The following is a 12310-nucleotide window of genomic DNA, read 5'->3' as shown; positions in this document are numbered from 1 at the left end:
TGCATAATTATTCTTACCGTTTTATTATTTGAACCAGTTAATGACTATTCAGAAAAAACGCATGAGTATTCAATTAAAAAACATAAATTGTTTCTACGGTTCGCACCAAGCACTCTATGATATTAATCTGGAATGCTCTGCTGGTGAAACAATGGTTCTATTAGGACCAAGTGGTGCAGGTAAGAGCTCACTAATGAGAGTTCTTAATTTATTAGAATTGCCACGTTCAGGCGAATTAGAAATTGCAGGTCTACATTTTGACTTTAACCAACAGCCTAACGCAAAGGCAATTCGTTCATTACGCCAAAATGTGGGCATGGTATTTCAACAATATAATTTATGGCCGCACCTGACGGTTCTTGATAATTTAATTGAAGCACCTTGTCGTGTATTAGGTTTATCAAAACCGCAGGCTAAAGAAAAAGCAATGAAGTTACTTGAACGTTTACGTTTAAGTGATTATGCAGGACGCTTCCCACTACATTTATCGGGTGGACAGCAACAACGTGTTGCCATTGCAAGAGCATTAATGATGGAGCCTCAAGTTCTCTTATTTGATGAACCGACAGCGGCATTAGATCCTGAAATTACAGCTCAAGTTGTTGATATTATTAAAGAGCTTTCTGAAACGGGTATTACACAAGTGATTGTGACCCATGAAGTTGAAATTGCACGCAAAGCCGCGAGCAAAGTTGTATATATGGAAAACGGCCGTATTATAGAGCAAGGTGATAACTATCGTTTCACTGCTCCACAAACGGAAGCTTTTGCTAATTACTTGTCACACTAAATCGGGATCAGACAATGAAAAAAATATTATTTGCAGCACTTCTGACCAGTATTACACTTTCTGCAACTGCGGCTGAGAAAGAGACAATCCGTTTTGCCACTGAAGCAACATATCCGCCATTTGAAATGATTGATGCGAATAACCAAATTGTAGGATTTGATGTTGATCTCGCCAATGCAATGTGTGCAAAAATTAATGCGGATTGTACCTTTACCAATCAGTCTTTTGATAGCTTAATTCCTAGTCTGAAATTCCGTCGTTTTGAAGCATTAATGGCAGGTATTGATATTACCCCTGAGCGTCAAAAACAAGTTGATTTTACGGATTCTTACTATGATAACTCCGCTGTATTTATTACAGTAACAGGTAAAATCTCTGATGTTGCTAGCTTAAAAGGTAAACAAATTGGTGTACAGAATGGGACTACCCATCAGAAATTCATCAATGAGCAACACAAAGAAATGAAAACTGTTCCTTATGACAGTTACCAAAATGCAGTATTAGATCTTAAAAATGGTCGTATTGAAGCTATCTTTGGTGACACTGCAGTTGTAAATGAATGGCTGAAAAAAAATCCTGAATTAGGTATTGTAGGCGATAAAGTTGCAGATCCTAACTATTTTGGTACTGGCCTTGCGATCGCAGTAAGAAAAGGCAATGCTGATTTACAAGATAAATTAAACAAAGCATTAGCTGAAGTAAAAGCTGATGGCACTTATGATGTCATTTATAAAAAATGGTTTGAATAACAATAATAGCTTAATAAATGAATGAAATAACAACTCTAGCAGGTGCGGCCGTTACTACGGTCTCACTTGCTATTTCTGCTCTTATCATTGGATTAGTTCTCGCCATGTTGTTTACAGCATGGGAATCCGCGAGATGGAAAGCCTTTGCTTTCTTAGGAACATGCTGGGTAACACTAATCAGAGGACTACCAGAAATGCTGGTGGTTCTTTTTGTCTATTATGGCACCTTACAAGGTGTCATGATCTTAATGGATGGCATTGAATTAGGTTCTTTCACCTTACAAATAGATTTTGGTGATACTGAATCTCTACCTTTCTATTGTGGTGTTATCGCCCTTTCACTTCTTTATGCTTCTTATGCTTCACAAACATTACGTGGCGCCTTAAAAGCGGTACCAACAGGACAATGGGAAGCCGGCCAAGCGTTAGGTATGGGTCGTATTACTATTTTCTTCCGCTTTATTATGCCTCAAATGTGGCGTCATGCTTTACCTGGTTTAGGTAATCAGTGGTTAGTTTTATTAAAAGATACAGCTTTAGTCTCATTAATCAGTGTTAATGATTTAATGTTACAGACACAAAGTATAGCTAATAGAACTCAAGAGCCTTTTACTTGGTATAGCATTGTTGCACTGATTTATTTAGCCATTACGCTAGTCAGTCAATATATCCTGAAATGGTTAGAAATGAGAACAACTCGATTTGAACGGAGTGCCTCATAATGTGGGATTATATTGTTGATATTTTACCGGGATTACCAACCAGCTTGTCATTAACATTAGTGGCTTTATTGGTAGCCTTTACACTTTCAGTTTTAATGACCTTTATTTTGGCATTAAAAACCCCTGTTATTACTCAAATTGTAAAAGCGTATATCACCTTATTTACCGGTACACCGTTATTAGTGCAGTTTTTCTTAATCTATTATGGCCCTGGACAATTTCCTGTGTTGCAAAAATTCCCTCTGATTTGGGAGTTATTATCAACACCGTGGTTTTGTGCCATGGTCACATTAGCATTAAATAGTGCCGCTTATTCAACCTTACTTTTTTATGGTGCAGTAAGAGCTATTCCTTCAGGACAATGGCAATCTTGCCAAGCATTAGGTATGTCGCCAGTGCAAACAGCAAGAGTAATATTGCCTTATGCATTTAAGCGTGCGCTTTCATCCTATTCAAACGAAGTTGTATTGATATTTAAAAGTACCTCACTCGCCAGTACGATCACATTGCTTGAATTAACAGGTTATAGCCGACAAGTATTTGGTCAAAGTTATGATGTGATGGTCTTTGTTGCCGCAGGTATTATTTATTTAGGCATCAACGGAATACTGACACTTCTAATGAGATTGATTGAGAAAAAAGCCTTAGAGTTTGAACATCGTAATTAAAACGTCTAAACCAAACTGTCGATAAAAAAATACCCCAGATTTTTTTCACTCTGGGGTATTTTTTATGTTGGAATAAACAACAAATACATGTCCTATTTTTGTGTAGCCTGTTTTTCTATTAACGCTTCTTTATGGCTTACTCGATACGCATTCCATGCCAATAAACTCCCAATTAACATGACAACAGCTAACGCTAATTTAGGTTGTACAGGTGATGCCAGTGCAGTTAAACCAAAAGCAGCACCGCCTGCCATTTGAATAAAACCAACTAAAGCAGAGGCAATGCCTGCCGTTTGCGAATATGGCTCAAGTGCATAACTTGTCGCAGGCCCCATAATAAAGGCTAATCCAGCACAAGCACTTGCTACAGGGAGCATATAAATCAGCCAATGGTTTTGTATTCCAGCAGGAATAAACATTAAGCTTAATAACAAACTCACGCAGCCTAATCCCATTAATCCGCCCCCTAAGATCAAACAAATAGGTCTGCCAACACGGTGGATCACACGGTTTGCATAAAAACTGACAAACATTATCCAAAAACCATTTACACCAAAAACAATGGAAAAAATCAGCGGTGATAGTTTCGCATCATTCATCAACACAATAGGGGCAAATGAAACATAAGTTAACGCCATTCCCATTGTGCCTGCATTCACTAAGGCAAAAGTTAAAAAACGTTTACTACATAAAATCTCAAGGTATGTTTTACCTAATTTCTGTTTTGATTGAGCTGTATTTTCAGGTTTAGTTTCAGGCAAGAAGCGAGTGATCAAAACTAGCACAAATACCGAATAGAAAATTAAAAATCCGAAAGGCGCGCGCCATCCCCAATACTCAGCTAATAATCCACCTAATAAAGGTGCAAGCGCAGGAATAATATTTAAGGTACCATTTAAAAAGCCAAAAACACGGGCGGCTTCATTACCATTAAAACAGTCACGAACGCAGGTAAAAGCCACAACGGAGGTACAGCACACTGCTGAAGCTTGTAATAATCGCGAAATAATAAAAAGCGTTGAGTCTGTCGAAATCGTTGCAATGACAGAACCCACAATATAGATAAAGATCCCAGCGATAGCGATAGGTTTACGACCAAACTTATCCACCAAAGGCCCTGATATAAGTTGCCCTATCCCCAACACTAAAATAAATAAAGCGATAGTCGATTGAATAAGGGATTCACTGCTTCCTAAATCTTGAGCAATTGCAGGTATAGTCGGTAAATAGAGATCAATCCCTAATGGCCCTAATAGTACCATCACTAATAACAACGCTTTTAAATTCTGCATAAAATAAAATGCCTATCTAATCAAAAAAGAAAACGCCCGATGTTATCCATCGAGCGTTAAATACTTATTTATACTAACACCCATTACCTATTTTGTAATGAATATCTTAACTATCTTGCAATACCAATAATGTAAGCACTTCATAATGAGCAGTATGAGGAAACATATCAAACAACTGCACTCTATCAATACGATAATGAGAAAGTTGCTGAATATCTTTAGCCATGGTTTGAGCATTACAGCTAGAGTACAGAATAAAGCGAGGTTTCATTTTATTTAGATAACCGCACAATGCCTCACCAATACCTCGCCTTGGCGGATTAACAAGCACTAATTCAGGCACTGACTCTTTAGCTAATGCATAACCGGTTGAATCTAAGGCTTGAAACTCAACATGCTCTAGCCCTAATTCATGAGCAGAGAGACGTGCACATTCTATTGCTTCAGGGCTAATTTCAATTCCTGTCAATTGGGTCAATTTATCTGCGCAATGTAATCCAAAGCCTCCTGATCCACAAAACATATCCCACAAATGTGAGATATTTAATTCTCTTACCCAACGACCTGCCGTAGCATAAAGTGATGAAGCAACCTCTGGATTAGTTTGGAAAAAACCTCTAGGACGAATATGTAATGGAATTTGATTAAAAGATTCATCCAAAAATGCTTTTTCAGTCAGAATAATTTCTTTTTCACCTTCAAGAATAGCCATATGAACAGGTTGAATATTCACAGAGATAACAGCTAATTGAGGCAGTTGTTCTTGTAACCACGGAAGTGCTTTGTGAAGTTGTTCTAATTTTTTTTCTGAGCGCAAAACAAAACGCAACATTATCGTGCCATTGCTTCTGCTTTCAGTTAATAAAATAAACTTAAGTTCACCACGACGACGCTCAATGTCGTAAGGTACTAATCCTGCTCTCGCTATAAATGTTTTTAAAATTGGGAATGTCGGTGCAAAAGAGTCAGGATAAAGAGGGCATTCGCATAAATCGACAGCCACACCCTCTCGTGTTTTTAGACCTAATACAGGTTTTTCAACACTGCCACTGACTACCATTTTTGCTTTATTACGAAATTGCGCTTGCTGGCTTTCAACAGGCGCTAATTTATTAAAAGCATAATCTTCAGGTAGCAATGATAATAAGCTGTGCTGTTTTTTCTTGATTTGTTCAGAATAAGCAAGAGAAAGCCATTCACAAGAATGACAATCACCCGCACTAAAGCGTGCGCATTGCATAAGATTTTGTGACCGTTATGGAGATTAATATTAATGTACAGTATAGGAGGAGTCAGTTGATGAACTACTTATTTCAACTTCTTCTTCATCTTCTTCTTCATTTTCGTTTTCTTGTTTTTCACCATACAAGAAACCATTATTAAAAATTTCACTGACAACTTCAGCCGATTGTTCTTCTGCTTTTTGTAAGAACAGATCAAATTGATTCAGTGAGATCCCCGCAGCAACAGGGAATGATTGGCAGAATACTAACTTAGGTAAGTTTTCATCACTAATTTCTAAAAATGTTTTAATAAACAAAGAACTTGCATTTATTTGGCTTAGATTTGCCATTAAAGGCACTATTGCTGAGGGTTTTAATTCAGCGATAGCGGTAAATACAAGCACATCTTCGAGAATATCAATTTTAGCATCAAATATGCCGCTGATATATTGAAGATGTGGTAAATGTAACGCCTGACAAGAGTCACATTCATAATAAGCAATCTGTAGTTCATCAAGCCAAGATTTTAGCTGATCCAGATCGGGGGTAACAACAGCGTTCATTCAAATAACCTTTACGCGCTAAAGAAAAGAGTGCCTTTGGGCATTAAGGCTATTTTGCCACTTTTTCTATCTTGAAGGCACTAATAAATAGAAAAACTAAGAAAATTAAGCCAATTTACAAATTGGGTTTTCTTAGTTTTTCATGCTTTGTTGAGAAAAAACAGTACGCTATTCTTTGTTATTCTCTTTTTTCTTTTTATTATTCGCGGGATTGTTATCAATACCTAAAAACGTTAAGCGATAAATCGCCCGCCATACAATATGAATAGAAGGTGGGATCATACAGATAACGCCCAGAACAACCAGAGTTAATTGCCCCGTGTAGGTACCTAACCACTGCGGAGAAGTGATATATTGATTGATATATAAGTATGCAACCACTAATAAAATAATCCCCACGATCTCTATGATTATGATGGGTTTTGGCATATCAGACAGTGATTTCATATCCCGTTTAGAAGGCTTTTCCATATTTTCTCCGCTAAATGCTGTATCGCAGTCCTATCTCATTATTCGGCAAATTGGTATAATTTATCACACTAAAAGGCAATAACTGTTTTTGTTTAGCCTAATAAAAGGGCATAGTATCAACCAATAAAGACTATTATGCCTGAATTTTATTTCCTCAATAAGGAGTGTCGTATGTTTGTTGTTATTTTTGGTCGTCCGGGTTGCCCATATTGTGTACGTGCTAAACAACTGGCTGAAACTCTATCTGAAAAACGTGACGATTTTGATTTCCGCTATGTAGATATTCAAGCTGAAGGAATTACAAAAGCTGATTTATCTAAAACCGTCGGTAAAGAAGTTGAAACTGTGCCACAAATTTTCATTGATGAGAAACACATTGGTGGTTGCACAGATTTTGAAGCTTATGCTAAAGAAAATTTAGGCATATACAACTAATTAAAAAAGCGCTAAAACAGCTTAACTTTCAATATGTTTTAGCGCTTTTCCCTTTTTATTTTACTCATTATCTCTTTATATTCCCCTCTTTCCAAAAAATAATCCTACTTTTTTTCATTAGTCAGCGAACTTTCTATCTAACCTGGAGTCTGAATTAGTGCCACTGCTTTTCTTTGATGTCCCCAAATATTGAGGAGCCCGATAGTTTCAACCCCTTTGGTGAAATAACTGTCGGGTTTTTTATTGCCTGCAATCTAATAACACTCGCCTTGCAATGTCACAATAATACGACGACGGCCACCACGATCACGATGTTCCCCAAGATAAATCCCCTGCCAAGTTCCTAAATTAAGTTCACCTTGACTAATAGGGATCGTGACGCTTTGCCCAAGTAAACTACTTTTTATATGGGCTGGCATATCATCACTACCTTCATAAGTGTGAAGATAGTAATCTTCATCCTCTTTAACACTTTGATTAAAGAAACTTTCAAAGTCACTTCGTACTGTCGGGTCGGCATTTTCATTAATCGTTAATGAAGCTGATGTATGTTGAATAAAAAAATGAGCTATTCCAATTTTATATTGTCTTAGTTCGGATAATTCTTGAATCAATGCCTGTGTAATTAAGTGGAACCCTCTCGGCCTTGCGTTGAGTATGATGTTTTTTTGGGGCCACATTTTTATACCTCGTTGAAAATAAGAAAAAAGAACAATGCGAGAGCGATACCATAAGCGAAATACTCTTTTTAAGAGTGCTTTAGCTCAGTTAAATCTAAAACTGACAATTCTTTAAAAAAAGCACAATTAAATAAGAAAAAAACACTTTACCCTTATTACTCCCTCATTTACCCTTAAAAACTTGCGTATTATGTATCATAAACATCGCTTATCAGCACGACATGTATGGAGCCTACTTTGCTGGAACAATTTAATTTAGCCGTATTTTCAATGATGAATGCAACACCTGCGGCATCTCCTTTCGAAATCGGTATGGCGATAATTATTGCTAAGTACCTTGTCTATCTTTTTCCTTTATCTTTAGTGTCCTATTGGTTGTGGGGTAATGAAAAACATCTTAGCCAGCAAAGAACATTAGCCTGCAAAGCCGCAGTATCTTTAGCTATTGCATTGTCTATCTCTTGGTTAATTGGTGCAATTGCTCCGCATGAGCGTCCTTTCGCTGCTAATATTGGTCATAACTTCCTTGATCATGATGCAACACCTTCATTCCCTAGCAACCACGGTACGTTTGTTTTTACCATTGCATTAGCTTATCTGTTTTGGCATAACAGTAAACGTATTGGTTATATCATGCTAGGTTTAGGACTAGCGATTGCTTGGGCTCGTATTTACCTTGGTGTGCATTGGCCAATCGATATGATAGGTGCTTTTATTGTGGCTTTGCTTTCTTGTGGCTTAAGTCAGATGTTCTGGTCTAAGGGCGGAGATATACTCCAAAAATGGGTACAACAGCTTTATCAGCTCTGTTTTGCTTATCCCATTCGTAAAGGTTGGACAAAAGCCTAACCTTTCTTACATTGAAAAAGACCATATTTATTGTGGTCTTTTTTATATTTAACTTAAGTCAATCTCCACGTTGATATATTAATATATAAATAAAAATATCCTCTATTATTATATTATTTGTCCAAAAATAAATATGTTGTTATTTTAATCAAAATGAAGTTTTTATATTCGTTATATAGTAATGTATCAGACTCATTTATTAACAAATTTATTGTCGTAATAATAAACAATATTCTACTTATGATTGAATTGTTGTTATATTTATTTCATAGAATAAAGAAAAATCATTAATAAATAATCGTATTCCCTTATTTTTATATTCTTTTGTCTACTTTTATACATAAATAAAAGAAAATAATTAATTCATATATATCAACAACATGCAAGGTTAATATAATGTTTTAATTGTGAATAAAAATAACCAGATTGATTTAAATCATTTATTTTAGAAGAAATAAAAAAGCCTAAATTTAATCATTAACATATGAATATTTAGATATTTGGCTTTATTTTCAATTCCGATTAAAAATGGAAAAGTATTTCAAAATGTTTTAAAACCCCCTCTAAAAACACAAAATATAAAAAATGTTACATTTTTAGGTTTTTCAGTTATATTTAGCATTTGAGATGGTGATCACGGTAGTTTATCCTGAAAAACACTATATTCTGCACCTCTTAAGTCTGGATATAAACTTATCGAATATTTTTTCAAATTTTAGAAGAGTCTAATTCTTTTGAAATTTAAAGATTTTAGTATGTGGTAATTGAAGATATTGAGATAACACCAGGTACTCAATGCACTCATTTATTCATAATTAAATTTATGTCGTGATTGTTTCTGATAAGAAATAAAATCACGCTCTTATTTTTATTCATTATTTTTTTTACCGCGTTATTTCGGAGAGTATTATGGATACAACCAAAGCTGGTTCTATCGCATCGGGTAACACCCAAGGTGATTACAAAATATGGCGTAAATCAGATACTGTATGGATGTTAGGTTTATATGGTACGGCTATCGGTGCTGGCGTTCTATTTTTACCTATCAACGCAGGGATCGGTGGTTTAATTCCTTTGTTGATCATGTTAGTGCTTGCATTTCCAATGACCTTCTTTGCACACCGTGGTATGTGCCGCTTTGTGTTATCAGGTAAAAACCCAGGTGAAGATATCACTGAAGTTGTTGAAGAACACTTTGGTAAAACAGCAGGTAAACTGATTACTCTGCTCTATTTCTTTGCTATTTATCCTATTTTATTGGTTTATAGTGTTGCTATCACCAATACAGTAGAAAGCTTTATTGTGAACCAAATGCACATGTCTGCACCACCTCGTGCAATTTTATCACTGATACTGATCATCGGTATCATGTCGATCATTCGCTTTGGTGAACAAGCTATCGTTAAAGCAATGAGCGTGTTAGTGTTCCCATTTGTCGTTGTCCTGATGATCTTGGCACTGTATCTGATCCCAGAGTGGAATGGTGCGGTTCTTGATACTCTCTCTTTTGATCACGCAACAACATCAGGTATGGGCCAAGGCCTATTAGTAACTCTATGGTTAGCTATTCCTGTAATGGTGTTCTCTTTTAACCACTCTCCTATCATCTCTGCGTTTGCTGTTGCAAAACGTGAAGAATATGGCGAAAACGCTGAGAAAAAATGTTCACGCATTTTAGCTTATGCGCACATCATGATGGTTATCACTGTAATGTTCTTCGTGTTTAGCTGTGTGTTTAGCTTAACACCAGAAAACTTAGCAGAAGCAAAAGCACAGAACATCAGTATCCTGTCTTACCTTGCTAACCATTTTGAAGCACCAGTTATCGCTTATATTGCTCCATTTATTGCTTTCGTTGCGATTACTAAATCTTTCTTAGGTCACTACTTAGGTGCTCGTGAAGGTTTCAACGGTTTAATCATCAAATCACTGCGTGAAAAAGGTAAAACAATCGAAAAAGATCGTTTAAACAAAATCACTGCACTGTTTATGCTGGTTACAACGTGGATCGTGGCAACGTTAAACCCAAGCATTTTAGGTATGATTGAAACATTAGGTGGTCCAATTATCGCAATGTTACTGTTCCTGATGCCTATGTATGCAATCCGTAAAGTACCAGCAATGAAGAAATACGAAGGCCATATCAGCAACGTATTCGTTGTAATCATGGGCCTTATCGCAATCTCAGCAGTTTTCTATAGCTTAATTAACTCTTTCGTGGGCTAATAAGGCATCTAATGGCTACTTTCATAAAAGGAAGTAGCCATTACAGATTTAGACTTCAAAACTGACACTTATCACTCTAATAATCACACAGTTGCGCCTTTAAATTAATTAGGGAGGCGAATATTATGGTTAGCGTCTTTGATATTTTTAAAATCGGTATCGGTCCTTCAAGTTCACACACTGTAGGCCCAATGAAAGCAGGTAAAGAATTCGTTGATATCCTTGCTGAAAAAAATCTACTTTCTTCTGTTTCCCGCGTTATCGTTGATGTTTATGGCTCTTTATCTTTAACGGGTAAAGGTCACGCAACTGATATTGCTATTATTATGGGATTAGCAGGAAATTTACCCGATACTGTCGATATAGATTCTATTACCCCATTTATAAAACAAGTAGAAGCAACAGGCCGCTTAATGCTAGCAAATGGCATTAAAGAAGTGGATTTCCCTGTTGATGGTGGTATGAATTTTCATAAAAGCAATTTACCCCTCCATGAGAATGGTATGACCATCACCGCTTATAATGGTGAACAGGTTCTATTGAAAAAAACCTATTATTCTATTGGCGGTGGTTTTATTGTTGATGAAGAGCATTTTGGTCAACCTGAAGAAAATACGGTTCAAGTCCCTTATCCTTATCAATATGCGGCTGATTTACGTCGTCATTGTAAAGAAACAGGTCTCTCTTTATCTGCATTAGTGATGCAAAACGAATTAGCATTGCGTAGCAAAGAAGAAATTTCGGCTCATTTAGCTGCTGTTTGGGAAGTAATGAAGTCTGGTATTGAGCGAGGTGTAAATACCGAAGGCTTATTACCAGGACCATTACGTGTACCGCGCCGTGCTTCTGCATTACGTCGTATGTTAGTAACAGAAGATAAAACCACAACCGATCCTATGACTGTTGTTGACTGGATCAATATGTTCGCCCTTGCCGTCAATGAAGAAAATGCGGCTGGTGGACGTGTTGTAACAGCACCGACAAACGGAGCATGTGGCATTATCCCTGCGGTACTTTCTTACTACGATAAATTCATTCGTCCTGTAAATGAAAATTCTTATACTCGCTTTTTCTTAGTCGCAGGTGTTATTGGTTCTCTTTACAAAATGAATGCATCTATCTCGGGTGCTGAAGTGGGTTGCCAAGGCGAAGTGGGTGTTGCTTGTTCAATGGCGGCTGGTGCATTAACTGAGCTTTTAGGCGGTAGCCCAGAGCAAGTTTGTATTGCAGCGGAAATTGCAATGGAGCATAACTTAGGGCTTACCTGCGACCCAGTTGCAGGACAAGTACAAGTTCCTTGTATTGAACGTAATGCTATCGCAGCCGTACAAGCAGTAAACTCATCTCGTATGGCGTTACGTCGTGTCAGCGACCCTCGTATTTGTTTAGATAAAGTCATTGAAACAATGTACGAAACCGGTAAAGACATTAATGCTAAATATCGTGAAACTTCTCAAGGTGGATTAGCGATTAAAATTTCTTGTGACTAAACCTGAGAGTCCAAAATACAGATATTTATAATGGGTAAGGCGCTGATATCAGCGCCTTTTTTATTATCTAAAATCAAGAATGATGCTCTTCCCTTTGAATATCTTTTTTGGATGAGATTAAATTATCATCCTTAGTTAAAATACGGGTAGAA

General features: G+C 36.8%; 13 protein-coding genes. 8 read left to right on the top strand and 5 right to left on the bottom strand.

Going from position 1 to position 12310, the window contains the following annotated elements:
- Positions 1-61 precede the first annotated feature (61 nt).
- Genes artP through artM form a run of 4 tightly spaced genes read left to right on the top strand, consistent with a single transcriptional unit; the run spans position 62 to position 2929 of the window.
- Positions 62-790, top strand: coding sequence for an arginine ABC transporter ATP-binding protein ArtP (gene artP, locus LG402_RS06430; RefSeq protein ID WP_166539657.1), 729 nt, complete (start codon positions 62-64; stop codon positions 788-790).
- A 14-nt stretch (positions 791-804) separates the two neighbouring features.
- A complete protein-coding gene (gene artJ / locus LG402_RS06425) occupies positions 805-1539 on the top strand; it encodes an arginine ABC transporter substrate-binding protein (RefSeq protein ID WP_023581291.1) in 735 nt (244 codons plus the stop codon).
- Between the two features lie 17 nt (positions 1540-1556).
- Positions 1557-2261 (top strand): arginine ABC transporter permease ArtQ, encoded by a 705-nt coding sequence (gene artQ / locus LG402_RS06420; RefSeq protein ID WP_072069696.1) that lies wholly within the window; start codon positions 1557-1559, stop codon positions 2259-2261.
- Positions 2261-2929 carry an arginine ABC transporter permease ArtM gene (gene artM / locus LG402_RS06415; protein ID WP_109408775.1) on the top strand — a complete coding sequence of 223 codons (669 nt, stop codon included), beginning with the start codon at positions 2261-2263 and terminating at the stop codon, positions 2927-2929. Before artQ ends, artM begins: the two co-directional genes overlap by 1 nt.
- Positions 2930-3021: 92 nt before the next feature.
- Here artM and LG402_RS06410 read toward each other — a convergent pair whose 3' ends face one another.
- The 4 genes from LG402_RS06410 to LG402_RS06395 all read right to left on the bottom strand — a co-directional run bounded on the left by LG402_RS06410 (position 3022) and on the right by LG402_RS06395 (position 6478).
- Positions 3022-4221, bottom strand: a complete 1200-nt coding sequence (locus LG402_RS06410) for a multidrug effflux MFS transporter (RefSeq protein WP_166539658.1) — start codon at positions 4219-4221, stop codon at positions 3022-3024.
- A 106-nt stretch (positions 4222-4327) separates the two neighbouring features.
- On the bottom strand, positions 4328-5461 hold the full coding sequence (gene rlmC / locus LG402_RS06405; protein ID WP_166539659.1) for a 23S rRNA (uracil(747)-C(5))-methyltransferase RlmC: 1134 nt from the start codon (positions 5459-5461) through the stop codon (positions 4328-4330).
- Positions 5462-5491: 30 nt separating this feature from the next.
- Positions 5492-6007: a YbjN domain-containing protein gene (locus tag LG402_RS06400; protein ID WP_227336635.1), complete on the bottom strand. Its 516-nt coding sequence runs from the start codon at positions 6005-6007 to the stop codon at positions 5492-5494.
- Between the two features lie 168 nt (positions 6008-6175).
- Positions 6176-6478: a YbjC family protein gene (locus LG402_RS06395; protein ID WP_109410069.1), complete on the bottom strand. Its 303-nt coding sequence runs from the start codon at positions 6476-6478 to the stop codon at positions 6176-6178.
- 171 nt (positions 6479-6649) lie between these two features.
- Between LG402_RS06395 and LG402_RS06390 the strand changes: the two genes are divergently transcribed.
- Positions 6650-6913 carry a GrxA family glutaredoxin gene (locus LG402_RS06390; RefSeq protein ID WP_088493321.1) on the top strand — a complete coding sequence of 88 codons (264 nt, stop codon included), beginning with the start codon at positions 6650-6652 and terminating at the stop codon, positions 6911-6913.
- Between the two features lie 254 nt (positions 6914-7167).
- Here the strand turns inward: LG402_RS06390 and LG402_RS06385 are convergent, their stop codons facing one another.
- The gene (locus LG402_RS06385; RefSeq protein WP_227336634.1) at positions 7168-7593 is read right to left on the bottom strand and encodes a secondary thiamine-phosphate synthase enzyme YjbQ; all 426 of its coding nucleotides are present in this window, start codon (positions 7591-7593) and stop codon (positions 7168-7170) included.
- A 237-nt stretch (positions 7594-7830) separates the two neighbouring features.
- On the opposite strand from LG402_RS06385, the gene ybjG reads away from it, so the two are divergent.
- The 3 genes from ybjG to LG402_RS06370 all read left to right on the top strand — a co-directional run bounded on the left by ybjG (position 7831) and on the right by LG402_RS06370 (position 12158).
- A complete protein-coding gene (ybjG, locus tag LG402_RS06380; RefSeq protein WP_166539661.1) occupies positions 7831-8442 on the top strand; it encodes an undecaprenyl-diphosphate phosphatase in 612 nt (203 codons plus the stop codon).
- 909 nt (positions 8443-9351) lie between these two features.
- A complete protein-coding gene (locus LG402_RS06375; protein WP_227336633.1) occupies positions 9352-10668 on the top strand; it encodes an HAAAP family serine/threonine permease in 1317 nt (438 codons plus the stop codon).
- A 125-nt stretch (positions 10669-10793) separates the two neighbouring features.
- Positions 10794-12158, top strand: coding sequence for an L-serine ammonia-lyase (locus LG402_RS06370; RefSeq protein WP_166539663.1), 1365 nt, complete (start codon positions 10794-10796; stop codon positions 12156-12158).
- Positions 12159-12310: the final 152 nt, after the last annotated feature.

This window comes from Proteus sp. NMG38-2, assembly GCF_020640995.1.
Lineage (GTDB): Bacteria > Pseudomonadota > Gammaproteobacteria > Enterobacterales > Enterobacteriaceae > Proteus.
The sequence above is the reverse complement of the archived record's forward strand: the minus strand, read 5'-3'. Positions and strand labels throughout refer to the sequence as shown.

Excerpts from the sequence above, each read along its gene's own strand:
- artP (WP_166539657.1), top strand. The coding sequence starts at position 62 with ATGAGTATTCAATTAAAAAACATAAATTGTTTCTACGGTTCGCACCAA.
- artJ (WP_023581291.1), top strand. The coding sequence starts at position 805 with ATGAAAAAAATATTATTTGCAGCACTTCTGACCAGTATTACACTTTCT.
- artQ (WP_072069696.1), top strand. The coding sequence starts at position 1,557 with ATGAATGAAATAACAACTCTAGCAGGTGCGGCCGTTACTACGGTCTCA.
- artM (WP_109408775.1), top strand. The coding sequence starts at position 2,261 with ATGTGGGATTATATTGTTGATATTTTACCGGGATTACCAACCAGCTTG.
- LG402_RS06410 (WP_166539658.1), bottom strand. The coding sequence starts at position 4,221 with ATGCAGAATTTAAAAGCGTTGTTATTAGTGATGGTACTATTAGGGCCA.
- rlmC (WP_166539659.1), bottom strand. The coding sequence starts at position 5,461 with ATGCAATGCGCACGCTTTAGTGCGGGTGATTGTCATTCTTGTGAATGG.
- LG402_RS06400 (WP_227336635.1), bottom strand. The coding sequence starts at position 6,007 with ATGAACGCTGTTGTTACCCCCGATCTGGATCAGCTAAAATCTTGGCTT.
- LG402_RS06395 (WP_109410069.1), bottom strand. The coding sequence starts at position 6,478 with ATGGAAAAGCCTTCTAAACGGGATATGAAATCACTGTCTGATATGCCA.
- LG402_RS06390 (WP_088493321.1), top strand. The coding sequence starts at position 6,650 with ATGTTTGTTGTTATTTTTGGTCGTCCGGGTTGCCCATATTGTGTACGT.
- LG402_RS06385 (WP_227336634.1), bottom strand. The coding sequence starts at position 7,593 with ATGTGGCCCCAAAAAAACATCATACTCAACGCAAGGCCGAGAGGGTTC.
- LG402_RS06375 (WP_227336633.1), top strand. The coding sequence starts at position 9,352 with ATGGATACAACCAAAGCTGGTTCTATCGCATCGGGTAACACCCAAGGT.
- LG402_RS06370 (WP_166539663.1), top strand. The coding sequence starts at position 10,794 with ATGGTTAGCGTCTTTGATATTTTTAAAATCGGTATCGGTCCTTCAAGT.